Below are 26,962 nucleotides of genomic sequence, written 5' to 3' on the forward strand. Positions count from 1 at the left end.
GGGGGATGAGAGACGTGACCGAGACTGCACCAGTCGAGCTGCTGGTCTGCACGACCTGTCGGCGTGGCCTGCCGATTGAAGACGATGCGCAACGTCCAGGTGCCCTGCTGCACAAAGCACTGGAAGACGCCGATTTGCCCGAAGGTATCGTGCTGAAGCCGGTCGAGTGCCTGTCAAATTGCGATCAGGGTTGCTCCATAGTGCTGCGCGGCGGACCAACCCGCTGGACCTTTGTGTACGAAAACCTGAACGAAACCGACCATGTCGACACCATCGTCGAAGGCGTCACCAAGTACCTCTCCGCCGAAGACGGTCTGGTCAAATGGCGCGAACGTCCCGAACATTTCCGCAAAAACTGTGCGGCCCGCATTCCCCCGATTGGAGCCCTGAAATGAGCAACCTCGAAAAACTCCCCGTCACTGTGATCACCGGCTTTCTGGGTTCGGGCAAAACCACGCTGGTCAAACATCTAATGCAGAACCCGCAGGGCAAGCGTCTGGCCGTTGTCGTCAATGAATTTGGCGATGTGGGTGTGGATGGCGACATTCTGAAATCCTGCGCCATTCCCGATTGCCCGGCGGAAAATATCATGGAACTGGCCAATGGCTGCATCTGCTGCACCGTGGCCGATGATTTCATTCCGACCATCGAGGCGCTGATGGCACTGGAGCCGCGCCCTGATCACATCCTGATCGAAACGTCCGGTCTGGCTCTGCCAAAGCCGCTGTTGAAAGCGTTTGACTGGCCCGATATCCGCTCGAAAATCACCGTGGATGGCGTGATCGCTCTGGCCGATGCCGAGGCTGTCGCCGCCGGTCGCTTCGCCCCGAATGTCGAGGCTGTGGACGCCCAGCGCCTGGCCGATGACTCGATCGACCACGAAACACCCCTGTCCGAGGTTTTCGAGGATCAAATTTCCTGCGCCGACATCATCCTGCTTACCAAGCCCGATCTGGCTGGTCCGGAAGGCGTGGCAAAGGCCAAAGAAGTGATCGCAGCCGAGGCTCCGCGCCCCCTGCCCGTCGTCGAAGTTGCCGAAGGCGCTGTGGACGTGCGCGTCGTACTGGGGCTTGAGGCTGCCGCCGAGGATGACATGGATGCACGCCCGTCGCACCACGATGGCCACCACGATCATGAACATGACGATTTCGAAAGCATTATCGTCGAGTTGCCGGAACAGACCGATCCGGCAGCACTGGTTGCTAATATCGAACGCTTGGCAAATGAGCTGAACATCCTGCGGGTCAAAGGTTACGCCGCTGTCCAAGGCAAACCGATGCGCTTGTTGGTCCAGGCGGTTGGCGCACGCGTGCGACATCAGTACGACCGCCCATGGGAACCCGGCGAAGAGCGCCGCTCGCGTCTGGTGGTGATTGCCGAACATGACGACATCAAAGAGGCCGCGATCCGCGAGATCCTCGTGGGTGTGACCGAGGCCGCCGAGTAAGCCATGCACGTCGTCTTCCGCGAAAGCCACGGGCTCGAGGAAACCGAGACCCCGACCGATCTGGGCCAAAGCCCGGCGGATCTGGTGGTGCTGTCCTTTTCGGACAGCGACCTCGGAGCTTTCGCGGCAGGCTGGCATCGCGGTGGCGGGGCTGAGGGGCGGATGCCCACGATGCGGTTGGCCAATCTGACGGCGTTGAAACACCCTCTGTCCGTCGACACCTACGTCGAACAAACTCTGGAAGGTGCGAGAGGCATCCTGATCCGCCTGATCGGCGGCGTGCCTTATTGGTCCTATGGCCTGCAGCAGGTTCTGGCGCTGGCGCAGGACAAGGGCATCGCGCTGGCTGTCCTGCCAGCGGATGGGCGCGAAGATACGCGGTTGGACGACTTTTCCACCCTACCCGTTTCAACCCTGCGGCGGCTGGCGCATCTGTGCGATACCGGCGGCGAAGTTGCAGCGCAGGCCGCGCTGGCACAGATGGCGCTGGCGGCGGGGCTTTATGCAGGCCCTGTGATGGGGGCCAAAACCATCCCCGAATGCGGCGCCTGGTGCCCGGATCGTGGCGTGATCCCAGTGGAAAAGGCGTTCACGGGCGATGCAAAACGCATTCTCGTGAGTTTCTACCGCGCTTACCTGACCTCGGCGGACACCGCCCCGGTCGCGGCCCTGATCCGTAACCTACGCGCGCGCGGGTTCGAGGCTGTGGGCCTGTTCGCGCCGTCGTTGAAAGCCCCAACCGCCGCCGAATGGTTGCGCGGAAATATCGTAGCAATGCAGCCGTCGGCCATCATCAACGCCACTTCATTCTCGGGCAAGGGCGCGTCTGGCACATCTCCGCTGGACGCGGCCAATGTCCCTGTGTTTCAGGTCGCTTTGTCAACTGCACGCCGCAAGGCCTGGGCCGAGGCGGAACGTGGCCTCTCGCCCGCCGACCTTGCCATGCATGTGGTGTTGCCCGAGGTGGACGGGCGGATTTCGGCGGGCATCGCCTCATTCAAAGAACCCGGGAAACGCGACCCACATCTGGAATACTCGCGATTTGCCCACCGGGCCGAAGATGAACGGATCGAAGCCATCATCGACCGGGTGACCGGGTGGCTGGCTTTGCATGACAAGCCCAAGGCCGATCAAACCCCAGTGCTGGTGCTGTCCACTTACCCTGGTAAGGCCTGGCAGATGGCCCATGCTGTGGGGCTGGACGCGCTGGCCTCTGCCGAGGCGATGTTGGCCGATCTGCAGGACGAAGGGTACGACACCGCCCCCGCCCAACCCATTACCGAAACCCTTATGGATGCAAGGGTATCGTGGCCGCTTGCGGATTATCTGGCGGCGCTGGCCGATCTGCCGGATGAATTGCGCAGGGACCTCGAAACCGTTTGGGGACGGCCCGAGGATGATCCAGCATTAGCAGACGGCGCTTTCAATTTCACCGCTTTGCGTCGTGGCAAGGCCCTGATCGCGCTGCAACCCGAACGCGGCACGCCCGAGTTGCGCGAGGATGATTACCACGACCTCTCACGCACCCCACGCCACGGCTATGTGGCCTTTTATCTGTGGCTGCGCAGAGGGTTGGGTGCGGATGCGCTGATCCATATCGGCGCGCATGGCACGCTGGAATGGCTGCCCGGCAAATCGGTCGCCCTGTCGGCGAATTGCTGGCCCGAGGCGCTGATCCGCGATCTGCCGGTGATCTACCCCTTCATCGTCAATGACCCCGGCGAGGCCGCGCAGGCCAAGCGCCGGATTGGGGCGGTCACGCTGGGTCATATCCCCCCCCCGATGAAGGAAAGCGGCACGCCCGACCGGATGGTGCGGCTGGAATCCCTGCTGGACGAGTTTTCGAACGCCGACGGGCTGGACCCCAAGCGCCGGGACCGCCTGCAAGAAGATATCCGCGATGAGGCGCAGGCCATCGGGTTGGAAAGCGATCTGGGTCTGGATCAGGCCACCTGCACCGCCGAGGCAATCACCCGCATCGACAGGTTTGTCTGTGATATCAAGGAAAGCCAGTTCGGTGACGGGTTGCACATCTTTGGTCGCACGCCTGAGGTCACCGGTAATTTCGACCCCGCTCCTTCCGCCCGTGCGGAACGCAGGGCTCTGCTTGACGTGCTGGCGGGAAAACGGATCGAGGCCGGACCGTCCGGTTCACCCTATCGTGGGCGGTCGGATGTGCTGCCTACCGGTCGGAACCTCTATACCACCGATCCGCGTTCGGTTCCTACCCGCGCCGCCTATACCCAAGGAGTGAAGCTGGCCGAAGAGCTGGTGCGGCGGCATTTGCAAGAGGAAGGTGATTATCCCAAGGGCCTGATCGTCGACTTATGGGGCTCGGCCACCATGCGCACGGCAGGCGAAGAATTCGCCATGGCGCTGCACCTGTTGGGCGTCAAGCCAGTCTGGGACAAGGGGTCCGAGCGAGTGTCAGGCATCGAAGTGCTGCCGATCACCGATCTCAGCCGCCCTCGCCTAGATGTGACCCTGCGCGTATCGGGCCTGTTCCGCGACGTGTTCCCGACGCTTTCGGCACTGTTCGGTCAGGCCGTCCGTGCCTTGTCTGACCGTGATGAAGCCCCGGATTGGAACCCCTATGCCGGGCAAACCCCTGCCGCGCGAGTCTTTGGCCCCGCGCCCGGCAGCTATGGCGTGAATATGACGCAACTGTCTGAAATCTATACCGATGAAGCCCGCGCGCAGGCGGGTGAAGCATGGCTGCAGGCAAGCTCTTTTGCATTGGAGGGCGACCATATCGCGCAGGATGTCACCGGCATCACCGAACGCGTCGCCAATGCCGACAGCTTTGTCCACCTGCAGGACCTGACCGAGACCGACCTGCTGCTGGCCAACGACTATGCCACGCACGAGGCCGGGTTTGCCGCTGCCAAGACCGTCACCGGCGGCAGCGCGCAATTGTACCACCTCGACAATACCAACCCCGACACTCCCCGTGCTCGTACCCTGTCCGAAGAAATCAGCCGCGTGGTTCATGCCCGCGCTGCCAATCCCGGCTGGATTGCAGGGATGCAACGGCACGGGTTCCGCGGGGCCGCAGAGATCGCGGCGACGCTGGACCATATGGCGTCTTTTGCCCACCTGTCCGGCACAGTCGCTCCGCACCTGTTCGATCTGTACCACGATGCCACGCTGGGTGACGCCGAGGTTGACGCCTTCCTGCAAGAGGCCAATCCGCAAGCACATCAAGCCATGCAGGACCGGTTCCGCGCATTGCTTGACGCGGGGTTGTGGAACACTCGCCGGAACTCGATCCGCGCGGATCTGGAGGGGTTGGGATGAGCGCCCCCACCTCAAAACCTGTTGTTCAAGGCTGGTGCCCCGGCGCCCATCGTCCGATGATGTCGGGCGACGGGCTGGTGGTGCGGGTGCGCCCCCGGTTGGCACGTCTGAATGCGACGCAGGCTTTGGGCTTGTGCGAGTTGGCCGAGCGGTATGGCAATGGCACCATCGACCTGACCAACCGAGCCAACCTGCAATTACGTGGCGTGAAAGAGGCCGATCATCAAGCGCTACTTGCCGAACTTTCCGCGCTGGATCTTTTGGACGCCGAGCAGGGCATTGAAGTACGCCGCAACATTCTGGTTTCACCGCTTTACGAAACGGGCGATCTGACCGCGCGGCTGACGCAATCTTTGATCCATCGACTGGCAGACCTGCCCGACTTGCCTGCGAAATTCGGTTTTGCCATCGACACTGGCCCGGCCCGTCTGATGGCCGCGGATTCTGCGGATATCCGGCTGGAGAATGGCGAAGATGGCCTGATACTGCGCGCCGATGGCTGCGAGACAGGGCGCGCCGTCTCAGAGGTCGAAGCCATAGACCAGCTTATCGCGTTGGCTGAATGGTTTGCCGAAAACCAAACCTCGGACAATCGCCGCATGGCCCGCGTGGTCGCAGCACAAGCTTTGCCTTTAGAATGGCAAGGCAGCCCAGCCAACGCTGTTGGCTCACCGCTCCAACCTGGCATTTGTGAACTGGGCACACTTTATGGTGCAGCATTCGGGCAACTGCCTGCGCGGCGTCTGTTCAGCTTGATCGAGGACACAGGCGCTTCCGCCATGCGGGTGACCCCCTGGCGGCTGTTCCTGCTGGAAGGCGGGGCGGCGATCCCGGCCCCGGCCTTTGTCACAGATGGCACCGATCCGCAGATGACCACCGACGCCTGCCCCGGTGCACCGTTCTGCCCGCAGGCGCAGGTAGAAACCCGTGCTGTCGCCCGAGCGCTGGCACCGCATGTGGAAGGCAGCCTGCATGTGTCGGGCTGCTCAAAAGGATGCGCCCGAATGGGAACAGCGGATGTCACTTTGGTCGGTCGCGATGGGCGATTTGACCTTGTCAAACACGGCCGCGCAGGGGATGAGCCCTGCCAACGCGGGCTGACCCCCGAAACACTTATGACCATGGACCTGACCTGATGCCCTATGAATATGAAACCGATGGCGCAGCGATCTATAAGGAAAGCTTTGCCACCATTCGGTCCGAGGCCGATCTGGCCCGGTTCGACGCCGACGAAGAGCAGGTTGCCGTCCGCATGATCCATGCCGCCGGGATGGTTGGGCTGGAAGAGTTCGTGCATTTCTCACCCGGTTTTGTGACCGCTGCCCGCACGGCACTGGAAAACGGCGCGCCAATCCTGTGTGACGCGCGCATGGTCAGCGAGGGCGTGACCAGGTTCCGCCTGCCCGCCGACAATGAGGTGATCTGCACTCTGCATGACGAACGCGTACGTCCGCTGGCCGCCGAGATGAGCAACACCCGTTCGGCCGCTGCGCTGGAATTGTGGCGCCCGCATCTTGAAGGTGCTGTTGTGGCCATCGGCAATGCTCCGACTGCCCTGTTCCACCTGTTGAACATGCTGGAAGATCCCGACTGCCCGCGTCCTGCAGCCATCATCGGTTGCCCGGTGGGCTTTGTCGGCGCGGTCGAATCCAAGGACGCACTGTGGGCGGCGCAACCGGTGCCATCCTGTATCGTCAAAGGTCGTCTGGGCGGCAGCGCCATCACCGTCGCCGCCGTCAACGCCATCGCGAGCCGCGCGGAATGAGCGCGGGCAAGATATACGGCGTCGGCCTTGGCCCCGGCGACCCGGACCTGATGAGCGTTCGGGCCGACCGTCTACTGCGCAATGCGCGCCACGTGGCGTTTTTCCGCAAACCTGGCCGCAGCGGTCAGGCACGCAAGATCGTCAATGGCATGATCCCCGGCGATGCTGTGGAATTTCCGATGGAATATCCCGTCACCACCGAAATCCCCCTAACCGATCCGCGTTATAACGAGCTGCTGTCTGCCTTTTACAAAGATTGCGCCGCGCATTTGAAAACCCTGTCGGATGAAGGTGAGGATGTGGTGGTTTTGTGTGAAGGTGACCCATTTTTTTATGGGTCTTTCATGCATCTTTACAGCCGCTTGCGTGACGAAGCTGACGTCGAGGTTGTTCCCGCCATCACCGGTATGTCCGGCGCGTGGACGGCAACCGGTGACCCGATCACGTGGGGCGATGATGTCCTGACCGTTCTGGTCGGTACACTCCCCGAAGATACTCTGGCGGAACGCATGGCGCAGACCGATGCTTTGGTGGTGATGAAGATCGGGCGCAACATCGAAAAGGTGAAACGGGCCCTGAAAACGGCTGGCCTGTATGATCGAGCATGGATCGTCGAATACGCTCAGATGCCGAACCAGACCGTGACGAAACTGTCCGAGGCATGTGACAAGGTCACCCCCTACTTCTCGATCATCATCGTGCATGGTCAGGGGCGGCGGCCATGAGCGGTTGGGTCAAGATCGCGGGACTCGGCCCCGGAAACGAGGACCTTGTAACGCCCGAAGTTTCCGCCGCATTGGCCGAGGCCACGGATATCGTCGGCTATATCCCTTACGTCGCGCGCGTGGCCGAACGCCCCGGCCTGACGCTGCACGCCAGCGACAACCGGGTCGAGATTGACAGGTCGCAGCACGCGTTGCAGATGGCGGCCGAGGGGAAACGTGTGGTCGTTGTGTCCTCGGGCGATCCAGGCGTGTTTGCCATGGCGGCCGCCGTGTTTGAGGCGCTGGAAAATGGCCCTGTTGAATGGCGCGAAATTCCCATCGACGTGCTGCCGGGCATCACCGCGATGCTGGCCGCATCGGCGCGTGCGGGGGCACCTTTGGGGCATGATTTCTGTGCCATCAACCTCAGCGACAATCTGAAACCCTGGTCGCTGATCGAGAAACGGCTGCGATTGGCGGCGCAGGGTGATTTCGCGATGGCGTTTTACAACCCGCGCTCAAAATCCCGCCCCGAGGGCTTTGTTAAGACGCTGGAAATCCTGCGCCAGGAATGTGAGCCCGAACGCCTGATCCTGTTCGCCCGCGCCGTATCCCGCGCGGATGAGGCGATCCGGGTTTCGACACTGGCCGAGGCAACGCCGGATATGGCGGACATGCAGACGGTGGTTATCGTGGGATCATCCCTGACTCGTGTGATTGATCGCAACAGCGCCCCGATCGTCTACACCCCGAGGTTCACACCGGAATGAGCCAGCCAGTCCAAAACCTGCGTTACGCTGTTCAGTTCGTGTCGTTGTGGCAGGATCGGACGGTCGATCATCAGTACAGGCAGGCCCAACGCCCGCGCGGCATCAATCTTGGCGCGTGCGCCGCTGCCGCCTGCGTTCTTGGACACGACCAATTCGATGTCATGGCGTTGCATCAGCGCCCGGTCATCCGTTTCGGTAAACGGCCCGCGCGACACAACCACATCGCAATTCGGCAAGGGCAATTCACCGGGTTCATCCACCAGCCGCAGCAGGTAGTGGTGTTGGGGCTGGGCGGCGAAGTCCTCAAGGTGCATCCGCCCTACCGCCAGAAAGACACGTTGCGCCAGGCCGGACAGGGCAGCCACTGCGCCGCCGATATCGGGAACGTGCTGCCAGCGATCCCCGTCTTGCGACGTCCAGGCCGGACGGGTCAGCGCAGCCAGCGGCAGCCCGGTATCGCGGCAGGCGGCAATGGCGTTCAGGCTCATTTGTGCGGCAAAGGGATGAGTGGCATCGATCACGTGGGTGATCGCGTGATCCCAAAGGTACTGCGCCAACCCCTGCGCGCCGCCAAAACCACCGACACGCACAGGCAAGGGTTGCGGGCGGGGGTTATCGACCCGTCCGGCATAGGAATAGGTTGCCGGAACGCCCTGCTCGGCCACGGCCTTAGCCAGCGCGTTGGCCTCGGTCGTACCGCCAAGGATCAGGAGGTGTGTCATGCTTAAAGCTCCGTGGCTGACCGTTCTGGGCTTGGGCGAAGATGGACTGGATGGCCTGCCACCGGCAAGCCGTCAAGTGCTGGAACGCGCCGAAATCGTCATGGGCCCGCCGCGGCACCTGTCGCTGATTCCAGAAACCGGCGCGCAGAGGGTTGAGTGGCCTGTGCCTTTCTCCGATGGCCTTCCGATGCTGGCCGGCTTTAGGGGCCGTCCGACTGTGGTTCTCGCCTCGGGCGATCCCTTCTGGTTTGGTGCAGGTTCAGTTATCGCGCGCAATTTCGAGGCTGGCGAATGGACTGCCATGCCCGGCCAATCGACCTTTTCGCTGGCCGCTGCGCGATTGGGCTGGCCGCTAGAGACCACGCTGACCTTTGGCCTGCACGCGGCCCCGCTGACCCGGTTGCGTCCTGATCTGGCACCCGGAGTACGCGCTATCCTTCTGTTGCGGGACGGCAAGGCAGTGGCAGAACTGGCGACCTACCTAACCGAAACTGGATTTCCTGACACCCGCCTGCATGTGATGGAGGCTCTGGGCGGCCCTCGAGAACGGGCGCGCAGTGTATCGCTGACCGAAGCGCTGCTGGGCGGATTCGACCACCCGGTCTGCGTTGGGCTTGAGGTTGCAGGCGAAGGCCGCGCCTTTCCAAAAGCGTCGGGCAAGCCGGACGAAATATTTGAAACCGATGGCCAAATCACCAAGCGCCCCGTGCGGGCGTTAACTCTGTCGGCACTGGCGCCGCAGCGGGGCGAACACCTTTGGGATATCGGCGGCGGCACGGGTTCGATCAGCATCGAATGGCTGATGTGTGACCCGACCCTGACGGCCACAACCATCGAACCCCGCGCAGATCGCGCCGAGCGCATTCGGCGCAACGCTGATACGCTGGGCCAGGACCGATTAAATGTTGTGCACGGCACTGCTCCGGGCTCACTGGGTGGTCTGACCTTGCCGGACGTGGTTTTCATCGGCGGTGGTCTCAGCACCGAACTGATGGAATGGCTGCAAGCCGCCCTACCCAAAGGCACAAGGCTGGTCGCCAACGCGGTGACGTTGGAAAGCGAAGCTTTGCTCGCGCAGTGGCAAGATAAGCTGGGCGGCGAGCTGTTGCGGATCGAACTGGCGCAAGCCTCGGCACTTGGCCCCCGGCGCGGCTGGAAGTCCGCTTATCCGGTGGTGCAGTGGAGCGTCACCCTATGATCGTCGCGGGATTGGGATTTTCATCTACGGCCACGTTGGACAGCCTGCGCGCGGCCTTTGACCGGGCCAGCGACGGGCAGCGCGTGGATGCGCTGGCCACGGTGGCGGACAAAGACGGACATCCTGCGTTGATCGAATTCGCCTCGGCCATCGCACTGCCCTTGCATTTCGTCGCCCCTGCCGATCTGGCCGGGCAGCGCACGCTCACCTGCTCGGACCGCAGCCGCGCCACGTATGGCACCGGCAGCGTGGCCGAAGCATCCGCCCTTGCCGCTGCCGGATCCGGCGCGCGGCTGACCTCACCCAGACAAATCTCAGACGACCGGCTGGCCACCTGCGCCATAGCCATCGGAGGACAAACATGACTGTTCATTTCATTGGCGCCGGACCGGGCGCTGCCGACCTGCTGACCCTGCGCGGACGTGATATCATCGCGTCTTGCCCGGTATGCCTTTACGCCGGGTCGCTGGTGCCCGAGGAAATCCTTGGTCACTGTCCCGAGGACGCAAAGATCGTAAACACCGCGTCGATGGATCTGGATCAGATCATGGCCGAGATCGAGACCGCACATCAGGCTGGTCAGGATGTGGCGCGCCTGCATTCCGGCGACCTGTCGGTCTGGTCAGCGATGGGTGAACAAATCAGACGGCTGAAAGAGATGGGCATCCCGGTCAGCGTGACGCCGGGCGTGCCGTCCTTTGCTGCTGCGGCGGCTTCACTGGGAACCGAGCTGACCCTGCCTGGACTGGCACAATCCGTGGTGCTGACCCGGACGCCGGGCCGTGCATCCTCGATGCCCGAAGGTGAGACGCTGGAGAATTTTGCCCGCACCGGTGCGACTTTGGCCATTCACCTGTCGATCGGCAATCTGGACAAGGTGATTGCCGATCTGACCCCCGCCTATGGCGCGGACTGCCCGGTGGCCGTGGTGTATCGTGCCAGTTGGCCGGATGAGAGGATCATCCGCGCCACGCTGGACACCTTGAAAGAGGCGCTGGATGAAAGCATCTCGCGCACCGCACTGATCATGGTGGGCCCGGCGCTGGCAGGCGAAGGGTTCGATGAAAGCTGCCTGTATTCAAAGGATTACGACCGCCGCTATCGTCCGCAAAGTGCCGATAGCCCGTGGTCAAGCTGGAGCCACGGTGATGACTAACCCCCCGGGTCTTCTGATTTCGGCCCCATCGTCGGGTACTGGTAAAACAACGGTCATGCTGGGCCTGTTGCGGGCCTTGGCCGAGGATGGGATGACCGTGCAACCGTTCAAAAGCGGCCCGGACTATATCGACCCTGCCTTTCATAAGGCTGCTGCCGGGCGCTCCTCGTTCAATTTGGACAGTTGGGCTATGGGTGACCCCTTACTGAGTGCGATTTCGGCGCAGGCTGAGGGTGCGGATATCGTGGTCGCCGAGGGATCAATGGGGCTGTTTGACGGCGTGGCCAAGCCGGGCGAGCTGGGGCACGGGTCCAGCGCCGAAACCGCCCAGCGCATGGGCTGGCCTGTGGTGCTGGTGCTGGATGTGGGCGGTCAGGCGCAATCAGCGGCGGCAACTGCACTGGGGTTTCGGATGTACAACCCCGATCTGCCCTTTGCCGGTGTGATCCTGAACCGTTGCGCAAGCCCCCGGCACGAGCGTCTGACGCGTCTGGGTATGGAGCGCGCCGGTCTGCCGGTTCTGGGCGTTTTGCCCCGGCGCGGTGATCTGACCCTGCCGGAACGCCATCTGGGCCTGATACAGGCGGTCGAGCATCCTGATCTGGAAAGCGCAATTGTCGGCTATGCCGCGTTTCTGCGCGAACATGTGGATCTTGAGGCGATTAAGGTGGCGGCCTCCTCAGGCCCCAATGGGCCATCGTCAGCCGCGCTGCCGCGCCCTCCGGCGCAACGGATTGCGCTGGCCCGCGATGCCGCGTTTTCCTTTACCTATCCGCATTTGCTGGAAGGCTGGCGCGCGGCGGGTGCAGAAATTCTGCCGTTTTCACCTCTGGCGAACGAGGCACCTGCTGCCGATGCCGATCTGGTCTGGCTGCCCGGTGGCTATCCGGAATTGCATGCAGGCACACTGGCTGCCGCCGACACGTTCCAGACCGGACTGCGCAAACACGCTGAATCCAAACCCGTGCATGGGGAATGCGGTGGATACATGGCGCTGGGACAGGCCTTAATCGACAAAGACGGCGAGCGACATCAGATGGCAGGCCTGCTGGGGCTGGTGACCTCGTATGAAAAGCGCAAGTTCAATCTGGGGTATCGGCGCGCAGAATTGCTGGCCCCGATGCCCGGTTTTGCAGCCGACACGGCTCTGCGGGGGCATGAATTCCATTATTCTTCGATCGTAGAACAGCCGGACGCACCGCTGGCGCGGGTGTTTGATGCTGAAGGTGCTGAAGGGCCGCAAACAGGTTCGGTGCGCGGGAACGTCACCGGTACGTTCTTTCACCTGATCGCCGAGGCCTCGGCATGAGCGGTTTCGTATCCTTCATAGGTTCCGGCCCCGGCGATCCTGAGCTTTTGACCCTGAAGGCGGTCGACCGGATGCAAAAAGCAGATGCGGTGCTGTTTGATGACCTCAGCAGCGGCCCGATCCTAAGTCATGCGCATGACGATGCAGATCTGGTGGGCGTGGGCAAACGGGCCGGGCGACCCTCACCCAAGCAGGATCACGTGAGCCGCCTGTTGGTGGATTACGCCAAGACCGGTGCTCGCGTAGTGCGATTGAAATCCGGTGATGGCGGGCTGTTTGGCCGGCTGGAGGAAGAACTGGTTGCCCTGCGTGCGGCCGGGATCGAATACGAAATCATCCCTGGTATCCCTTCGGCGGTTGCGGCGGCGGCAGCAGCAGGAATACCCCTGACACGACGCCTGACTGCGCGGCGGGTGCAATTTGTCACTGGCCACGATGTCAGTGGCAAACTGCCCGAAGATCTGAACCTGCCCGCGCTGGCCGATCCGGATGCAACGACTGTGGTGTTCATGGGCAAACGGACCTTTCCCCTGTTGGTAAATGCACTGCATGAGCATGGCCTGCCGCTGGAAACACCAGCCCTGATAGCCGAATCCGTATCGACTCCCGACCAGAGCCTGCACCGTGCAACAATTGGCGCGCTGTCGCAAAAGCTGGAGGCCGAGATCGGCACAGCCCCGGCGCTGATCCTGTATGGCCCGTTGGCAGAGTTCGACGATGTTTGAATTGTCTCTGATCGGAATTGGCACTGGCAACCCGGATCACGTGACCTTGCAAGGAGCAAATGCCATCCGCGATGCAGACCTGATCCTGATCCCGCACAAGGGTGAGAACAAGGCTGATCTGGCCGGGTTGCGCGAAGAGATCATTGCAGCTGTGACTGGCACTCCGACGCAGATCGCCTATTTCAACATTCCCAAGCGCCGGGCTGATAATGGCTATCTACGTGGGGTCGACGAATGGCATGATGCCATTGCCCTGCGCTGGCACGAGGCGATTGCTGCCCATCCAGATGCGCGACAAGTGGCGCTGCTGATCTGGGGCGACCCGTCGCTTTATGACAGCTCGCTGCGAATCGCGTCGCGGCTGGACCCTCAGCCCTCGACACGGGTGATCCCTGGCATCACCGCGCTGCAGGCATTGACGGCCGCCCACGCCATTCCGATCAATGATCTGGGCGCGCCTTTTGTTGTGACCACCGGACGGCGGATCAGGGATGAAGGCTGGCCGGCAAATGCCTCGAAAGTAGCGGTAATGCTGGATGGCGAGTGTTCGTTTCAATCCCTGGACATGGCCGATTATGACATCTGGTGGGGTGCCTATGTCGGCATGAAAGAGGAAATCCTGATCAAAGGCGCTTTGACCGATGTGGCGCAGGAGATTCTGGACACCCGCGCCAAGGCACGTGCCGATCATGGCTGGATCATGGATATCTATTTGCTGAAAAAGCGCGTGATCTGACCTAAAAGGTCGCAAATGACGATTGCACCAGCGGCACCATAGAGGCTAAATGAACGCGTCTGGTCCTGCCGGAGACATCCGGATGCTAAGAGGGAATGTGGTGCGACTGCCATGGCAGCCAAATCCACAGCCGCCCCCGCGACTGTAAGCGGAGAGCCCCTGTTCAACCAGCCACTCCTGTTCTCAGGGGGAAGGCGAACAGAGGCATCGACCCGCAAGCCAGGAGACCTGCCAGGCGACAATTGAAACACCGGCCGTCGGGTGCGGCGGCAAAGGAGATTAAAAGATGGCAACACAAACGCAAACAGCATCCGCCTCGCGCGCCGGTATCCTTCCGGTCATGTTCGCGGTGGTTCTGGGTCTGGGTATCATCACCCTGACCGGTCACGTACAGGCCGCGGCGCTGCATGACGCAGCACACGACGTGCGCCACGCGACCGGCTTCCCCTGCCACTAAGACCATGTTCAGTCGTATACTGACCAGCGCGTTGTTCGCTGGTGCTGCAGCGGGGCTGATAGCCGCCTTGCTGCAGTTGGTCTTTGTGCAACCTGTTTTGCTGCACGCAGAGCTGTACGAATCCGGTGAGCTGGTGCATTTCGGAGCCGAAGCCGTTTCGGCGCATCCCGAATTGCCGGGCATGTTCTCGGAACTGACCCGTGACGCGCTGAGCGTCATCTTCACCATGCTGACCTATACCGGTTACGCGCTGCTGATGGTTGCCCTGATGTCCGTGGCCGAAGGCCAGGGCCACACGATTGATGGCCGTACCGGCGTGCTTTGGGGTCTGGCTGGGTTCATCGCCTTTCATCTGGCGCCTGGCTTTACCCTGGCACCAGAGGTGCCTGGTGTAGCGGCGGCTGACGTCTATGCCCGACAGGTCTGGTGGTTTGCCACGGTTGGTGCTGCGCTTGTTGCGCTGTGGTTGATTGCGTTTGGCGGCAACCTGATCAGCTATGTGATCGCAGCAGCCCTGTTGCTGGCACCCCATCTGATCGGAGCGCCCGAACCGGATGTGTTCACCGGCCCCGTCCCGACCGAGATCGGCGCTCTGTTCGCCGCTCGCGCCTTTGGCATCGGTCTGGTGGCCTGGGTTCTGGTCGGTGCCTTTGCCGGGTATTTCTGGCAAAGCGAAGGCAAACGCGTCGAAGCAGCGGCCTGATCCTCTCATATAATTACGCGCCGGGTTCTGCCCGGCGCGTTTCTTTTTGCCCTAAAGGAAAGAAAAATGGCACGCTCACTTGCCCTTTTTGCAATCGGCCTTGTGTTCGGTGGTGGTGCTGGTTTTGTGCTGGCGGCCGCCAATGGCGTCACGTTTGACGGCCACGATCATGGCGATCCGTCCCATCACGGCGGCGCGCATGCCGAAGCGATGGCCCATGACCATTCGACCACGGTAAACCTGCCCGCAGGGGCGGACGCGCCCAGCGTTGCAATCGCGCTGACCCAGGACCCGATGGCCGGGTGGAACCTGCACGTCATGCCGCAGAATTTCCGGTTTGCCCCGGAAAACGCGTCAACAGCCGACGTAGACGGCGAAGGCCACGCGCATGTTTACGTCAATGGCGAGAAACTAGCCCGGCTCTACGGCAACTGGATACACATCCCCGACCTTCCGAAGGGAGAGGTCGAGGTTTCGGTTTCGCTGAACGCAAACAGCCACAGCGCACTGACGGTCGACAACGTACCGGTCAGCGCTGCCGTGACCGTTCAGGTCGATTAAAGCGCCGGTATCCGCGCGCGCAAACACATCCGAAGTCGCCCGCAGGGTCGGGCGTCTTCGATCCAACCTGCGGGACTGTCCAAATAGGCTTTGCAGGTCGCGACGATGTCTTCGGCATCGGTAACGATATCGACCCCCGAAAACACGTAAGACGCCCGTCCTGCGGCCTGCAATGCCAATGCGGTCGGCTCAGCGCAGCCACTGAAACAGGCGTGATCCGAGATGACGACCCGACCATTCAGCCCTGCACGCACCAGCGCGTCATCCACGGCCTGCCTCTCGGCCACTCGGTCACGCGTTCCCGCACAACTGCTGCAAATCAATAGGCGTATCGGGTCCACGTGTGGCCTCGTGTTTGATGGTTTGCATGTTTCTGCGGCTTTCTGGACGTCGGCGCAATCCTGAATACGTACGGAAATGTGCGTGCGCGGAACTCGGATTTCTGGCATCACTCAGACAGTCACATTGAACGAGGCACCGTCATGCGCACGCTTTTGGGTTTGCTCTGTCTTCTCGCCCTGCCTGTCCGGGCCGAGGAACCATTGTCGGGTTGGGCAGTGTATCCAACCGTCAAAAGCTATGAAGAACTGGTCGCGGATACGAAGGCTGCGGTGAAGGAAAACGGGTTGATCGTGGTCACGCAGGCTGGTCCGACCAAGGCGGCTGCAGCCCGTGGCATCACTATACCCGGCAATCTGGTGATCGGTGCCTTCAACAACGACTATGCCGTGCGCGTTCTGGAAACCTCTGTCAGTGCAATGATCGAAGCGCCGATTCGCTTTTACGTGACTGAGAACGACGACGGCACCGCCACCCTGTCCTACAAAACGCCCAGCTTTGTCTTTGCCCCCTATGTGTACGAGGGCGGAGAGCCTTTGCGCGATATTGCCCAAGAACTTGACACAAAGTTTCAGTCAGTGGCGGAATCCGCAGCCAAATAGTCACACTGACGTGAACCTGCTTGCGTCTGGCTACGTCCTCCGCAATCTGCTGAGCAACGAAAACTTCGGAGCATAACGAATGCAGGACCTCTCCCCCCGCGCGGCTGACCTTTTGGCCCAAAGACTATACGAGGCCGGATGCCGCCACGCTTTTGGCATGCCAGGCGGAGAGGTTCTGACGCTGGTGGATGCTCTGGAACAGGCTGGGATCACCTTTCACCTAACCAAACACGAAAACGCTGCCGGCTTCATGGCCGAGGCGGTTCACCACCGTGATGGCGCGCCTGCTATTCTGGTGGCCACTCTGGGCCCCGGCGCGATGAACGGGATCAACGTTGTGGCCAACGCGCTGCAGGACCGGGTGCCGATGATTGTTCTGACCGGCTGCGTCGATGCGGATGAGGCGCTGACCTACACCCATCAGGTGATGGATCACGCGCAGGTTTACCGCTCAATCACCAAGGGGACATTTACACTGACGGCGCAGGGCGCAGATGTGGTCGCAGACAAGGCGGTATCACTAGCCAACCAGCCCCGCCCCGGTCCGGTTCATATTGACGTGCCGATCTCGGTTGCGGATATGCGCGTATCCGGGAGCAAACGCCGCCGTCTGGTCAAACCCGCTGCGGTCGCGCCCGAAGGAAACTGTGTTGAGAAAGCCCGCCGCTGGGTGACCGAGGCCGAACGCCCCATCGCGATCTTGGGTCTGGACGTTCTTTATGACGACTCGCGCAATGTGGTTCAGGCGTTTCTGGAACATTTCAACATCCCCTTCGTGACCACCTACAAAGCTAAGGGCGTCGTGCCCGAGGATCATCCTTTGTGCCTGGGCGGCGCAGGTTTGTCGCCCTTGGCCGACAAGCATCTGGTGCCGTTGGTCAAACAATCCGATCTGGTGTTGTGTCTGGGGTATGACCCGATCGAAATGCGCCCTGGCTGGCGCGAGATCTGGGACCCCGAGGAAAAGCGCGTCATCGATATCTCGGCCGTCGTCAACGATCATTACATGCATCAAGCCGGGTTGAATCTGGTCGCCCACACGGGCGCCACGCTAGAAGCCATCGCCAAGGGGAACCCCGCCCGCGCGACGTGGCCGGGTGGTGAACCCGCGCAGGTTAAGGCCGCGCTGGCGCAGGCCTTCCCCGCGGATGATGACTGGGGCCCGGCGGCCGTGATCGCCGAATCCCGCGCCGCCCTGCCCGCTGATACGCTGGCCACCGCCGACAGCGGCGCGCATCGCATCCTGCTGAGCCAGATGTGGGAGTGCCACGAAGAACGCGGGCTGATCCAATCCTCGGCCCTGTGTACCATGGGCTGCGCCGTACCGATGGCCATTGGCCTGAAACTGGCTGAGCCTGACCGCCCGGTCATCAGTTTCTCGGGCGATGCTGGTTTTCTGATGGTTGCCGGAGAGCTGTCGACCGCAGCCGAGATGGGCTGCAATCCGATTTTTCTGGTCTTTGTCGACGCCAGTCTTGCGCTGATCGAGTTGAAACAGCGCCAGCGTCAGATGGGCAATATGGGCGTGGATTTCGACCGCCACGACTTTGCCGCCATGGGGCAAGTCTTTGGTGGCTATGGACATACCGTCCGCAACCGCGCAGAACTGCGGTCGGCGCTGGAGCAGGCGGTCAAAGCCGACCGCTTTACCGTCATCGCTGCAGAAATCGAGCGTGGAGGATATGATGGCCGGATCTGAGGGACCGCTGAAAGGCGTCAAGGTGCTGGATCTCAGCCGCATTCTGGCTGGGCCAACCTGTACGCAGCTGCTGGGCGATTTGGGCGCCAACGTAATCAAGATCGAAAACCCGGCCAGTGGCGGCGATGATACCCGGCAATGGGGCCCTCCTTACGTTGAAGACGCTCAGGGCAACCGCTCGGACCTGAGCGCGTATTTCATGTCGGCCAACCGCAACAAGAAATCCGTCGCCATCGACATCACTACGCCCGGAGGCCAGGCTGAAATCAAACGGCTGGCATCGCATGCCGATATCCTGATCGAGAATTTCAAACCCGGCGGGCTGGCGAAATACGGGCTGGATTACGCCACGCTATCGCCGGAGTTCCCGAGCCTCGTCTATTGCTCGATCTCGGGCTATGGCCAGACCGGACCGAATGCGTCCAAGCCCGGCTATGACCTGATGGCGCAAGGTTATGGCGGGATCATGTCGCTGACCGGCGACCCCGAAGGCGCACCGATGAAGGTGGGTGTTGGCATCGCTGATGTGATGTGCGGAATGTATGCCTGCGTTGGCATTCTAGCCGCTCTGCGCCACCGGGATCAAACCGGCAAAGGCCAGCAGATCGACCTGGCATTGGTCGACTCACAAGTTGCCTGGTTGATCAACGAGGGCGTCAATTACCTGACCTCGGGCAATGTTCCGCAACGGCGGGGCAACGGGCATCCCAACATTGTGCCTTATGACGTTTACGAAACTTCGGATGGCCATGTGATTCTGGCCGTGGGCAATGACGGACAGTTCCGCCGTTTCTGCGACTTTATCGGGCGGCCCGAGCTGGCCAATGATCCGCGCTTTGCGACCAACCCAGCGCGCCTGGAAAATCGCGACGCTTTGAACGCAGTTCTGCGCCCGGCGGTTCAAGCCCATGACACTGCCACCGTCATCGCCGAGCTGGAAGACCGCAAAGTACCCGTCGGCCCGGTGCGGACTTTGGATCAGGTTTTTGCCTCGGATCAGGTCGCGGCTCGGCAAATGCAGATCGCCATGCAGGCGGCACCGGGGTCGGTGCAGCTGATCGGGAATCCGCTGAAATTGTCACGCACTCCGGTCACCTATCGCGCTGCCCCGCCCGAATTCGGGGCGGACACTCAGGCCGTTTTGAACGCCAAAAATCCATTCGAAGATTGAAACACTGCGCCCATTTAGGCGGCATGTTGCTGAAACATGCCGTTGAATCGGCGGTTTTTTTCACGTTTTACACACACGGCTTTTCACCAATTCGAGAGCAGAGGCGATACTGATACGACGCCGTCAGAGTCTCTGCTACATCGAATAGTGTAGAAAATTAAAATTGGATCGGACCAATCGCATGAAACAGGATGTTTTCGGACAGATGAACACCCTCAGCCATTCGGCAAGCGTCGAGGCGTGGAACGGTGTTCTGCTTGGGTTCATGGCGCATGCGGCCATTACTCCGCAACATCTGGGCAAGGTGCTGGAGCTTGAGCCCGACTTTGCCCTGGGTCACGCCATCAAGGGGCTGTTCATGGTTCTGCTGGGCCGGCGTGAGATGACGGCGGTCGCGGTCGAGGCCTTGTCAGAGGCCAAAGCCGCGATGGAACGGCAACCGATCTCTGAACGTGAGCGCATGTATGTCGAGGCGCTTGGCCTGTATCTGGAAGATCTGCCCTCGCAGGCGATTCAAAAATTTGAGCAGATTCTGCGCTTCCATCCGCAGGATACTCTGGCGATGAAACTCAGCCACGCAACCCGGTTCGTTCTGGGTGACCCGACCGGTATGCGCCGGTCAATCGAGCGGGTCTTGGCCGCTTATGAACCGGATCACCCAGGGCGTGGCTATCTTCTGGGCTGTCATGCTTTCGCGTTGGAGGAAACGGGCGAATACCAAAAGGCCGAGATTGCCGGACGCCAAGCCCTTTGGATGGTTTCGGATGATGCCTGGGGTCTGCATGCGGTGGCCCACGTGCACGAGATGCAGGGCAATGCGCAATTGGGTCTGGACTGGTTGGCCGGACGCGAGGACGCTTGGACCCATTGCAACAACTTCCGCTATCACGTCTGGTGGCACAAGGCACTGATGCATCTGGACCTCGGTCAGGTCGACCAGGTGATGGAGCTGTACGATACCCACGTTCGCCAGGACAAAACGGACGATTACCGCGATATCTCGAACGCGACCTCACTGCTGTCGCGCCTAGAGCTGGAAGGCGTCGACGTAGGCAATCGCTGGGAAGAGCTGGCCGATCTCAGCGCGGCCCGGACCGAGGATGGCTGCGTGGTCTTCGCCGACCTTCACTATCTGCTGGCATTGACTGGTGATAACCGCAACGAAGCGACCAGCAAGATGTTGCAGCGCATCCAGAAAGACGCGCAACGCAATCAAGGCGATACTCCGGTCCGCATGTCCGACCCGGGTATTGCAGCCTCCAAAGGGCTTGAGGCTTTTGGTGAGGGGCAGTACGCCGCCGCATTCGACTTTTTGTCGAGCGCGCGCAATGGCATGCAACTGGTAGGTGGCAGCCACGCCCAACGTGATGTATTCGAGCGCATCACCATTGATTCGGGCCTGCGCGCGGGCCGTCTGGATGCTGTCGAGCGCATCTTGGACGATCGCCGCGCCAAACGGGCCGGAGGCGAGGACAATTACGCACTTGCGCGCCGCGCATTGATCGACGCGGCCCGCGACAACGGAGACGCACAAAGCGTCCCGGCTGAATAACAAAAACAAAGACCAAGAAGGACAGAACACGTATGGCGACTGCATCGCCCGCTTCTGATTTTGCGCCTGTGGCCGCCTCGGCGGCCGCCCCTGCCCGTGTGCGTGATCCGCGCCTGGATTTTTACCGCGGCATCGCGATGTTCATCATCCTGATCGCACATATCCCCAATGACCCCTGGGCCAAATGGATCCCCGCGCGGTTCGGCTTTTCCGACGCGACCGAAATTTTCGTGTTCTGTTCCGGCATGGCCTCGGCCATCGCTTTTGGCGGGGCGTTCCTGCGCAAGGGCTGGTGGTTGGGCACCGCCCGCGTGGCGTTCCGCATCTGGCAGGTCTACTGGGCACATATCGCACTGTTCTTCTTTGTCGCCATGTCCATGGCCGCGCTGAATGAAAGCGGATTGTTCGAGAAAAACTATATCTCTTCGCTGAATCTGCAGCATTTCTTTAACGATCCTGCGCCGCAGATTGTCGGGCTGTTCACCCTGACCTACGTGCCTAATTACTTCGATATCCTGCCGATGTATCTGGTGGTTCTGGCGATGATGCCGCTGGTCATGGGCCTGTCGCGGATTGGGTTCTGGGCGGTTGCCTTGGCCTCAGTCACGCTGTGGCTCGTGGCGCAGACCGACGTTCTGGACTTGCCCGCCGAGCCGTGGTCGGATCGACAGTGGTTCTTCAACCCCTTCGGTTGGCAATTGCTGTTCTTTACCGGCTTTGCATTCATGCGCGGCTGGATTCCCGCCCCCCCGGTCTCGAAAACGCTGATCTGGGCAGCGGCGCTGTTCCTGATCTTCTCGATGCCGTTTGGCTCATGGAAAGTGTTCACCTGGATCAACGCAGTTGCCCCTGATCTGTCGGATGAAATCCGCAAGGTCTGGCCCGTTACGAAAGAGTTCCGCGACAAGACCGATTTTGGCCTGTTCCGGTATCTGCACTTCCTGTCGCTGGCCTATCTGGGCTGGGTTGCTGCTGGTGAGCACGGTCACCGCCTGATCGCCACCGGTCACGGCGCGGCGGCCAAAATTTGGCAATTGCTGCTGACCGTGATCACCAAAGTCGGGCAGCAATCGCTGGCAGTATTCGTTTTTTCCATGGCAGCAGCACGGCTTATCGGCGTCGGACTGGACCTGAGTGGGCGGGATGTTGCCAGTGTGTTCATCGCTAACATGATTGGCTTTGCGATGATCATCGGGGTGGCATACATGGCCGCTTGGTTCAAATCACAACCTTGGAAGTCAAAGAAATGAATTTTACACGTCGTGCATTTCTGGCCTCGACTTCGGCGCTTGCCTTTGCGCCTGCCACATTTGCCACCGGCGGGGAAACCCCCTTTGACCGCAATGACGTCATCGCGATGGCCCGGGATCTTGCCAGCCGCCCCTATTCGGAACGCGAAATGGTGCCCCAGGAATGGCAGGACCTGACCTATCAGCAATACCGCTCGATCCGGTTCCGCCTGGACCGGGCGCTGTGGTTTGAAACCGAGACGCCCTTTAACGTCGATTTCTTCACACCCGGCTTATACTTCCCGCGCACCGTCAAGGTGTCGACGGTCGAGGATGGTTTCGCAACGCCGGTCGCGTTTGATCTGAGCATGTTCGACAAATCCGAGGATGTGCCTGAACTTCCGATCGACGACACGCTGGGCTTTTCCGGTTTGCGCCTACGCACCGAGATGCACCGCCCCGGCAAAACCGACGAGTTCTGCGTCTGGCAGGGTGCCAGCTATTTCCGCGCCATCGGCCTGCACGAGGTGTATGGCCTGTCCGCCCGCGGTCTGGCCCTGAAAACCGGTGATCCAGATGGTGAGGAATTCCCCGAATTCATCCGCTTCTGGTTGGAACGCCCAAAACCCGGCCAGCGTGACATGGTGGTTCACGCGCTGATGGACAGCCCCAGCGTGACCGGTGCCTACAGATTCAATGTCACCGCAGGCGCGGATTGCGTCATGGATATCGAGGCCACTCTGTTCCCGCGCGAAGAACTGACCCATGTCGGTATCGCGCCGGGCACTTCGATGTTCTTGTTCGACCAGACCAATCACAGCCGGTTCGACGATTTCCGCCCCGCCGTCCACGACAGCGACGGTCTGCTGATCCGCAACGGTGCCGGAGAAGTTTTGTGGCGACCGTTGGCTAACCCGACGCGTCTGCAGATTTCGTCCTTCGTTGACATGAACCCACGCGGGTTCGGCCTGATGCAGCGGAAACGCGAGTTCTCGGACTACGCGGATCTTGAGGCGAATTACCACAAACGCCCCGGCCTTTGGGTCGAACCGAAGGGCGACTGGGGCAAAGGTACTGTAACGCTGGTTGAGATTCCGGCAGATCAGGAAATCTATGACAACATCGTCGCCTATTGGCGCCCGATGGAGCCATACGCAGCGGGCAGCCAGGTCGACCTGTCCTACCGTCTGATCTGGGGGGACGAGCCGCAGCGCACGCCGATGCCGCGCGTGATCAACACTGCGATGGGTGAAAACACCTTTGGCGAAGGACGTCTGGCCGTCATCGATTTTGAACCCTCTGAGTTGTTCGAAGACCCCGAGGCGATGACGATCTTTGTCAACTCACCCCATGCCGAAACATCCGAGGGTGTGCTGCAACGCAACCCCGATACCGGCGGGCTGCGACTGGCCTTTTCCTTCCAGCCGGGTGACAGGAACCACGTGGAACTGCGCGCGCAGTTGCTGAAAGACAAACAGCCTGCCTCTGAGGTCTGGCTCTACCGTTGGACCGTATGACCGAAGACTTGCATATCATGCCGCCCGAGGCACCGCTGGCCATGCCCGCGCAAGATTTCAGCGCGGGCTTCCGTGACGCGCAAGTGCCCGAGGGTCAGCGCCCCTCGGCCGGGTTTTGGCGCGCCTTGGCGTTTTCGCCTGCGATGGCCGCGACTTTAGGCCTGCTGTGGGTAATGAGCGACTGGTTTGGGGCCGAAGGGATCAACCTGATCGAAGCCATCCTACTGGCGCTGATCTCGTTCAACTTCTTCTGGATTTCCTTCACGGTCTGCACCGTGCTGCTAGGCATGGTTTCCCTGTCGCGGCAGGAACAGCCCAAACGCGAGGGCCGTCCACAGCCCTTGCGCGTGGCGCTGTTGATGCCGGTTTATAACGAGGTGCCGTGGAACGTACTGGGCAATGCCCGCACGATGCTCGAGGATTTGCAGGCGCGGGGTGGTCAACACCACTATGCCATGTTCATCCTGTCCGACACCCGCGACCCCGAGATCGCAGCACAGGAACAGGCCAGTATCGAGGCGCTGCGAACGACGCTGGCCCCGGGTCTGGAACTGTATTACCGCCGTCGCGAAGAAAACACGGACCGCAAGGTCGGTAACATCGCCGACTGGGTCAGCCGTTGGGGCGCGGATTGGGATGCGATGTTGGTGCTGGATGCCGACAGTCTGATGACGGGCCGTGCCATCCTGCGCCTGACGGATTCACTGGCGCGCGATTCTGGCGCGGGCCTGATCCAAAGTTATCCGCAACTGATCGGCGCGCAATCGGTCTTTGCCCGGATGCAGCAGTTTGCCAACGGCGTGTATGGCATTGCATTCGCCGAAGGTCTGGCGCGCTGGTGTGGACAAGAGGGCAACTATTGGGGTCACAACGCGATTATCCGCACCAAGGCCTTCGCCAATTGCGCTGGTCTACCGAAACTGCTCAGCCTGAATGGTCAGGAAACACTGATCATGAGCCACGATTTCGTCGAGGCCGGTCTGATGCGTCGCGCCGGTTGGGGCGTGCGGTTCCTGCCGCGCATCCGCGGCTCGTACGAGGAAACACCGCCCACACTGATCGACCATGCGCTGCGCGACCGTCGCTGGTGCCAGGGCAACCTGCAGCACCTGAAGCTGCTGGGGTCTGCCGGGTTCCGGGCAGTGTCGCGGTTCCACATGTTCCACGGGGCGGTGGGCTATCTAATGTCGCCGCTGTGGTTCGCCTTGCTGGTAATGTGGGCGCTGATCGGTCAGGGCGAGGATGCCTCGGTCCTGCATTATTTCAGCCCCGACAACCCGCTGTTCCCGCAATGGCCCGAGATGTCGGAAACCCGCCATGTGCTGATCATTCTGGTAATGTATGCGATGTTGCTGGCCCCCAAGGTGCTGGGCGTTCTGGCGCTGCCCCTCAGCGGAGTGCGCTATGCGGATTTCGGCGGTGGTTCCAAATTCCTGACGTCGTTTCTGGCCGAGGTCATCCTGTCGATCCTTTACGCTCCGATCCTGATGGTGCAACAGATGATCGCAGTATTCCGGACGGCGCTTGGTCTGCAAAAAGGTTGGTCCCCGCAGGCGCGGGATGGTGGCAGCTATAGCCTGCAAACGCTGGTCCTGTGCCACATGCTGGAAACCATCAGCGGCATCGCATTGAGTGTGGGTATCCTGTCCGGTCTGGTGTCGATCTGGCTAGCCCCGATTGCCGTCAGCCTTGCGCTGGCGATCCCCCTGTCCGCACTCAGCGGTGTGTCGGCTGGTACCGCGCGGCGCATGGTCGGGATGAAAGAGGATTTTCACGAGCCCGCCATCACGCGATCCGCCCGGCGTCATCGCAACGAGCTGAAGCGCCTGATTGAGGGTAAGACGGTCATGACCCCTGCCGAGTGATTAGCCGCCCGGCAGGCCTTCGTACCAGTCCACCATCATGTCCGCCCAACCCTTGGGCACTGAGTGGCCACCGGGAAACAGCGCGAATTCCAGCATGCCGCCTTCGGCACACCCACTCCATCTGCGTCGCATGAACTGGCCGGTGGTTGAAAAACCGCTGGGCTTGGTATCGACGCATTCATTGGCAACCCGCCAGATTTCCAGCCCGGCAAAGATATCGCCTTGATGGAACCGGCCACCGCCCAGAATGCGTCCTTCTAACGGCACCACATTGTCGGTCCAGCCGTGGGTGTGGAACATCCGTACCGGACCTTCGCAGCTTTCGGGATGCGGTCGCCAGAAACCGCCAGACACCGGAACATAGGCCGAAAACGTATCGGGTGCCGCGCAGGCCAGGTAATACACCATGAACGCCCCGGCCGAGAAACCGCCCAGAACCACGCGATCCGCATCCACACCGAAACGGTCCGAGGCATCCTGTACCGCTTCGGTCAGAAAGGCGGTTTCGTCCCGCCCTTCCCAACCGGGAAAGAAGTTCCAGCTTTGGCGGCCATTTCGTTCTGACCCCTCGGGGGCCATGACCGCATAACCGCGCGCCAGCAAAGGCTCGACCATGCTGCGGTTTTTCAAAGTACCGGTAGCCGAACCCCCATAGCCATGCAGAAAGACAACCAACGGTGGGTTATCCGCCTCGGGCAATTCGATGTGGTACCCACCCGAAGCCGTCTCACACATGCCTTCCTGATCGGCACAGGCCGCCAACCCTGCCTGCCCGGCGAATGTCAAACCCGCTGCCAAGGTGAATGCCCGGATCATCCTGTCTCTCCTGTATTGTGTTCAACCGGCAAACCAGCCCGTACCCATCCCGGCCCTGCGGCGGACCCCAGCATACCCTCTGGTACGTCAATGATGTTTGTGAACCCTGCCTCGGTCAATCTGTTGCTCAGCCGAGCCGACCTGACCCCACGCGCGCAAATCAATGCAACAGGCGCGTTCCGATCACCGCCGGTCAGCTGTGCCAGCGCCTGTTCGAAATCATCGCGGCGCATATCCAACGGATGCGCTCCCTGGCCAACGCCCGTGGTCTGCCATTCCCGCGGCGTGCGAATGTCGACCAACAACACATCCCCAGACACCGCTTGCTGATGCGCGTCCTGAACACTCAGCCTGTCACCCGCGTAATCTTGCGGGATCAAACGATATTCCCGAACAGCAAAGCCAGCAACGATGGCGGCGCCACCGCCCAACAGAACCCATCGGCGTGTTCGGTTTGCTTTGTCTGCCACGCAGCTCTCTCCTGATCCGATGGGATGTGCTTATCACAGCCCGAATTTCGAATCCGCGTTGAATTTCAACCGGCAGATCAAGATCGCGTCATTGTTTCGCACCCCAATCGATGGCGATAGGACTGCGGGTAAAACTTGCAATAGCTGGACAG

General features: G+C 61.2%; 27 protein-coding genes and 1 riboswitch. Of the genes, 23 read left to right on the forward strand and 4 right to left on the reverse strand.

Going from position 1 to position 26,962, the window contains the following annotated elements:
* Positions 1-5 precede the first annotated feature (5 nt).
* The 7 genes from ACR0DL_RS07650 to cobJ are packed head-to-tail and all read left to right on the forward strand — an operon-like array spanning position 6 to position 7,983.
* On the forward strand, positions 6-395 hold the full coding sequence (locus ACR0DL_RS07650) for a DUF1636 family protein (RefSeq protein WP_170549626.1): 390 nt from the start codon (positions 6-8) through the stop codon (positions 393-395).
* Positions 392-1,447: a cobalamin biosynthesis protein CobW gene (cobW, locus tag ACR0DL_RS07655; protein ID WP_170359201.1), complete on the forward strand. Its 1,056-nt coding sequence runs from the start codon at positions 392-394 to the stop codon at positions 1,445-1,447. The genes ACR0DL_RS07650 and cobW overlap by 4 nt, the downstream gene beginning before the upstream one ends.
* A gap of 3 nt (positions 1,448-1,450) precedes the next feature.
* Positions 1,451-4,744 (forward strand): cobaltochelatase subunit CobN, encoded by a 3,294-nt coding sequence (gene cobN / locus ACR0DL_RS07660; protein ID WP_480688376.1) that lies wholly within the window; start codon positions 1,451-1,453, stop codon positions 4,742-4,744.
* Entirely contained in the window at positions 4,741-5,880 is a 1,140-nt protein-coding gene (gene cobG / locus ACR0DL_RS07665; protein ID WP_480688378.1) for a precorrin-3B synthase, read from the forward strand. Before cobN ends, cobG begins: the two co-directional genes overlap by 4 nt.
* Positions 5,880-6,509, forward strand: coding sequence for a precorrin-8X methylmutase (locus ACR0DL_RS07670; protein ID WP_170375980.1), 630 nt, complete (start codon positions 5,880-5,882; stop codon positions 6,507-6,509). Before cobG ends, ACR0DL_RS07670 begins: the two co-directional genes overlap by 1 nt.
* Positions 6,506-7,234 (forward strand): precorrin-2 C(20)-methyltransferase, encoded by a 729-nt coding sequence (locus ACR0DL_RS07675; RefSeq protein ID WP_170349249.1) that lies wholly within the window; start codon positions 6,506-6,508, stop codon positions 7,232-7,234. The genes ACR0DL_RS07670 and ACR0DL_RS07675 overlap by 4 nt, the downstream gene beginning before the upstream one ends.
* Positions 7,231-7,983: a precorrin-3B C(17)-methyltransferase gene (gene cobJ, locus ACR0DL_RS07680; protein WP_170410460.1), complete on the forward strand. Its 753-nt coding sequence runs from the start codon at positions 7,231-7,233 to the stop codon at positions 7,981-7,983. Before ACR0DL_RS07675 ends, cobJ begins: the two co-directional genes overlap by 4 nt.
* Here cobJ and ACR0DL_RS07685 read toward each other — a convergent pair.
* The gene (locus ACR0DL_RS07685) at positions 7,956-8,705 is read right to left on the reverse strand and encodes a cobalt-precorrin-6A reductase (protein WP_170410463.1); all 750 of its coding nucleotides are present in this window, start codon (positions 8,703-8,705) and stop codon (positions 7,956-7,958) included. The genes cobJ and ACR0DL_RS07685 overlap by 28 nt on opposite strands.
* On the opposite strand from ACR0DL_RS07685, the gene cbiE reads away from it, so the two are divergent.
* The 9 genes from cbiE to ACR0DL_RS07730 all read left to right on the forward strand — a co-directional run bounded on the left by cbiE (position 8,704) and on the right by ACR0DL_RS07730 (position 15,550).
* Positions 8,704-9,903 carry a precorrin-6y C5,15-methyltransferase (decarboxylating) subunit CbiE gene (gene cbiE, locus ACR0DL_RS07690; protein WP_480688381.1) on the forward strand — a complete coding sequence of 400 codons (1,200 nt, stop codon included), beginning with the start codon at positions 8,704-8,706 and terminating at the stop codon, positions 9,901-9,903. The two genes, ACR0DL_RS07685 and cbiE, sit on opposite strands and share 2 nt — an antisense overlap.
* The gene (locus ACR0DL_RS07695; RefSeq protein WP_480688383.1) at positions 9,900-10,268 is read left to right on the forward strand and encodes a cobalamin biosynthesis protein; all 369 of its coding nucleotides are present in this window, start codon (positions 9,900-9,902) and stop codon (positions 10,266-10,268) included. The genes cbiE and ACR0DL_RS07695 overlap by 4 nt, the downstream gene beginning before the upstream one ends.
* On the forward strand, positions 10,265-11,059 hold the full coding sequence (gene cobM, locus ACR0DL_RS07700; RefSeq protein ID WP_170410469.1) for a precorrin-4 C(11)-methyltransferase: 795 nt from the start codon (positions 10,265-10,267) through the stop codon (positions 11,057-11,059). Before ACR0DL_RS07695 ends, cobM begins: the two co-directional genes overlap by 4 nt.
* Positions 11,052-12,368: a cobyrinic acid a,c-diamide synthase CobB gene (locus tag ACR0DL_RS07705; protein WP_480688385.1), complete on the forward strand. Its 1,317-nt coding sequence runs from the start codon at positions 11,052-11,054 to the stop codon at positions 12,366-12,368. Before cobM ends, ACR0DL_RS07705 begins: the two co-directional genes overlap by 8 nt.
* Positions 12,365-13,093: a uroporphyrinogen-III C-methyltransferase gene (gene cobA / locus ACR0DL_RS07710; RefSeq protein WP_170359217.1), complete on the forward strand. Its 729-nt coding sequence runs from the start codon at positions 12,365-12,367 to the stop codon at positions 13,091-13,093. The genes ACR0DL_RS07705 and cobA overlap by 4 nt, the downstream gene beginning before the upstream one ends.
* A complete protein-coding gene (gene cobF, locus ACR0DL_RS07715) occupies positions 13,086-13,829 on the forward strand; it encodes a precorrin-6A synthase (deacetylating) (protein WP_480688387.1) in 744 nt (247 codons plus the stop codon). Before cobA ends, cobF begins: the two co-directional genes overlap by 8 nt.
* Positions 13,830-13,872: 43 nt before the next feature.
* A riboswitch (cobalamin riboswitch) is annotated at positions 13,873-14,079 on the forward strand.
* A 36-nt stretch (positions 14,080-14,115) separates the two neighbouring features.
* Positions 14,116-14,286 carry a CbtB domain-containing protein gene (locus tag ACR0DL_RS07720; RefSeq protein WP_170349258.1) on the forward strand — a complete coding sequence of 57 codons (171 nt, stop codon included), beginning with the start codon at positions 14,116-14,118 and terminating at the stop codon, positions 14,284-14,286.
* Positions 14,287-14,290: 4 nt separating this feature from the next.
* Positions 14,291-14,989 (forward strand): CbtA family protein, encoded by a 699-nt coding sequence (locus ACR0DL_RS07725; protein WP_170359221.1) that lies wholly within the window; start codon positions 14,291-14,293, stop codon positions 14,987-14,989.
* Positions 14,990-15,055: 66 nt separating this feature from the next.
* Positions 15,056-15,550, forward strand: a complete 495-nt coding sequence (locus tag ACR0DL_RS07730) for a hypothetical protein (protein ID WP_480688389.1) — start codon at positions 15,056-15,058, stop codon at positions 15,548-15,550.
* Here ACR0DL_RS07730 and ACR0DL_RS07735 read toward each other — a convergent pair.
* Positions 15,547-15,891: a DUF1636 family protein gene (locus tag ACR0DL_RS07735; protein WP_170349261.1), complete on the reverse strand. Its 345-nt coding sequence runs from the start codon at positions 15,889-15,891 to the stop codon at positions 15,547-15,549. The genes ACR0DL_RS07730 and ACR0DL_RS07735 overlap by 4 nt on opposite strands.
* Positions 15,892-16,032: 141 nt before the next feature.
* Here ACR0DL_RS07735 and ACR0DL_RS07740 point away from each other — a divergent pair, with 141 nt between their 5' ends.
* The 7 genes from ACR0DL_RS07740 (at position 16,033) to mdoH (ending at position 25,524) form a co-directional block, all read left to right on the forward strand.
* A complete protein-coding gene (locus tag ACR0DL_RS07740) occupies positions 16,033-16,491 on the forward strand; it encodes a DUF302 domain-containing protein (RefSeq protein WP_170349262.1) in 459 nt (152 codons plus the stop codon).
* 79 nt (positions 16,492-16,570) lie between these two features.
* The gene (locus tag ACR0DL_RS07745; protein WP_480688391.1) at positions 16,571-18,190 is read left to right on the forward strand and encodes a thiamine pyrophosphate-binding protein; all 1,620 of its coding nucleotides are present in this window, start codon (positions 16,571-16,573) and stop codon (positions 18,188-18,190) included.
* A complete protein-coding gene (locus ACR0DL_RS07750; protein ID WP_480688393.1) occupies positions 18,177-19,361 on the forward strand; it encodes a CaiB/BaiF CoA transferase family protein in 1,185 nt (394 codons plus the stop codon). Before ACR0DL_RS07745 ends, ACR0DL_RS07750 begins: the two co-directional genes overlap by 14 nt.
* A 181-nt stretch (positions 19,362-19,542) precedes the next feature.
* Positions 19,543-20,913, forward strand: coding sequence for a tetratricopeptide repeat protein (locus ACR0DL_RS07755; RefSeq protein WP_480688395.1), 1,371 nt, complete (start codon positions 19,543-19,545; stop codon positions 20,911-20,913).
* 32 nt (positions 20,914-20,945) lie between these two features.
* The gene (locus tag ACR0DL_RS07760) at positions 20,946-22,163 is read left to right on the forward strand and encodes an OpgC family protein (RefSeq protein WP_480688397.1); all 1,218 of its coding nucleotides are present in this window, start codon (positions 20,946-20,948) and stop codon (positions 22,161-22,163) included.
* Positions 22,160-23,659 carry an OpgD/OpgG family glucan biosynthesis protein gene (locus ACR0DL_RS07765; RefSeq protein WP_480688399.1) on the forward strand — a complete coding sequence of 500 codons (1,500 nt, stop codon included), beginning with the start codon at positions 22,160-22,162 and terminating at the stop codon, positions 23,657-23,659. The genes ACR0DL_RS07760 and ACR0DL_RS07765 overlap by 4 nt, the downstream gene beginning before the upstream one ends.
* Complete coding sequence (mdoH, locus tag ACR0DL_RS07770) at positions 23,656-25,524, forward strand: glucans biosynthesis glucosyltransferase MdoH (protein WP_480688401.1); 1,869 nt, start codon at positions 23,656-23,658, stop codon at positions 25,522-25,524. The genes ACR0DL_RS07765 and mdoH overlap by 4 nt, the downstream gene beginning before the upstream one ends.
* Here mdoH and ACR0DL_RS07775 read toward each other — a convergent pair whose 3' ends face one another.
* Positions 25,525-26,340, reverse strand: coding sequence for a CE1 family esterase (locus tag ACR0DL_RS07775; protein ID WP_480688403.1), 816 nt, complete (start codon positions 26,338-26,340; stop codon positions 25,525-25,527).
* A complete protein-coding gene (locus ACR0DL_RS07780) occupies positions 26,337-26,810 on the reverse strand; it encodes a rhodanese-like domain-containing protein (RefSeq protein WP_170396413.1) in 474 nt (157 codons plus the stop codon). The genes ACR0DL_RS07775 and ACR0DL_RS07780 overlap by 4 nt, the downstream gene beginning before the upstream one ends.
* Between the last annotated feature and the right edge of the window lie 152 nt (positions 26,811-26,962).

The sequence above is a fragment of the Ruegeria sp. BB5 genome (genome assembly GCF_056539405.1).

Excerpts from the sequence above, each read along its gene's own strand:
- ACR0DL_RS07650 (WP_170549626.1), top strand. The coding sequence starts at position 6 with ATGAGAGACGTGACCGAGACTGCACCAGTCGAGCTGCTGGTCTGCACG.
- cobW (WP_170359201.1), top strand. The coding sequence starts at position 392 with ATGAGCAACCTCGAAAAACTCCCCGTCACTGTGATCACCGGCTTTCTG.
- cobN (WP_480688376.1), top strand. The coding sequence starts at position 1,451 with ATGCACGTCGTCTTCCGCGAAAGCCACGGGCTCGAGGAAACCGAGACC.
- cobG (WP_480688378.1), top strand. The coding sequence starts at position 4,741 with ATGAGCGCCCCCACCTCAAAACCTGTTGTTCAAGGCTGGTGCCCCGGC.
- ACR0DL_RS07670 (WP_170375980.1), top strand. The coding sequence starts at position 5,880 with ATGCCCTATGAATATGAAACCGATGGCGCAGCGATCTATAAGGAAAGC.
- ACR0DL_RS07675 (WP_170349249.1), top strand. The coding sequence starts at position 6,506 with ATGAGCGCGGGCAAGATATACGGCGTCGGCCTTGGCCCCGGCGACCCG.
- cobJ (WP_170410460.1), top strand. The coding sequence starts at position 7,231 with ATGAGCGGTTGGGTCAAGATCGCGGGACTCGGCCCCGGAAACGAGGAC.
- cbiE (WP_480688381.1), top strand. The coding sequence starts at position 8,704 with ATGCTTAAAGCTCCGTGGCTGACCGTTCTGGGCTTGGGCGAAGATGGA.
- ACR0DL_RS07685 (WP_170410463.1), bottom strand. The coding sequence starts at position 8,705 with ATGACACACCTCCTGATCCTTGGCGGTACGACCGAGGCCAACGCGCTG.
- ACR0DL_RS07695 (WP_480688383.1), top strand. The coding sequence starts at position 9,900 with ATGATCGTCGCGGGATTGGGATTTTCATCTACGGCCACGTTGGACAGC.
- cobM (WP_170410469.1), top strand. The coding sequence starts at position 10,265 with ATGACTGTTCATTTCATTGGCGCCGGACCGGGCGCTGCCGACCTGCTG.
- ACR0DL_RS07705 (WP_480688385.1), top strand. The coding sequence starts at position 11,052 with ATGACTAACCCCCCGGGTCTTCTGATTTCGGCCCCATCGTCGGGTACT.
- cobA (WP_170359217.1), top strand. The coding sequence starts at position 12,365 with ATGAGCGGTTTCGTATCCTTCATAGGTTCCGGCCCCGGCGATCCTGAG.
- cobF (WP_480688387.1), top strand. The coding sequence starts at position 13,086 with ATGTTTGAATTGTCTCTGATCGGAATTGGCACTGGCAACCCGGATCAC.
- ACR0DL_RS07720 (WP_170349258.1), top strand. The coding sequence starts at position 14,116 with ATGGCAACACAAACGCAAACAGCATCCGCCTCGCGCGCCGGTATCCTT.
- ACR0DL_RS07725 (WP_170359221.1), top strand. The coding sequence starts at position 14,291 with ATGTTCAGTCGTATACTGACCAGCGCGTTGTTCGCTGGTGCTGCAGCG.
- ACR0DL_RS07730 (WP_480688389.1), top strand. The coding sequence starts at position 15,056 with ATGGCACGCTCACTTGCCCTTTTTGCAATCGGCCTTGTGTTCGGTGGT.
- ACR0DL_RS07740 (WP_170349262.1), top strand. The coding sequence starts at position 16,033 with ATGCGCACGCTTTTGGGTTTGCTCTGTCTTCTCGCCCTGCCTGTCCGG.
- ACR0DL_RS07745 (WP_480688391.1), top strand. The coding sequence starts at position 16,571 with ATGCAGGACCTCTCCCCCCGCGCGGCTGACCTTTTGGCCCAAAGACTA.
- ACR0DL_RS07750 (WP_480688393.1), top strand. The coding sequence starts at position 18,177 with ATGGCCGGATCTGAGGGACCGCTGAAAGGCGTCAAGGTGCTGGATCTC.
- ACR0DL_RS07755 (WP_480688395.1), top strand. The coding sequence starts at position 19,543 with ATGAAACAGGATGTTTTCGGACAGATGAACACCCTCAGCCATTCGGCA.
- ACR0DL_RS07760 (WP_480688397.1), top strand. The coding sequence starts at position 20,946 with ATGGCGACTGCATCGCCCGCTTCTGATTTTGCGCCTGTGGCCGCCTCG.
- ACR0DL_RS07765 (WP_480688399.1), top strand. The coding sequence starts at position 22,160 with ATGAATTTTACACGTCGTGCATTTCTGGCCTCGACTTCGGCGCTTGCC.
- mdoH (WP_480688401.1), top strand. The coding sequence starts at position 23,656 with ATGACCGAAGACTTGCATATCATGCCGCCCGAGGCACCGCTGGCCATG.
- ACR0DL_RS07775 (WP_480688403.1), bottom strand. The coding sequence starts at position 26,340 with ATGATCCGGGCATTCACCTTGGCAGCGGGTTTGACATTCGCCGGGCAG.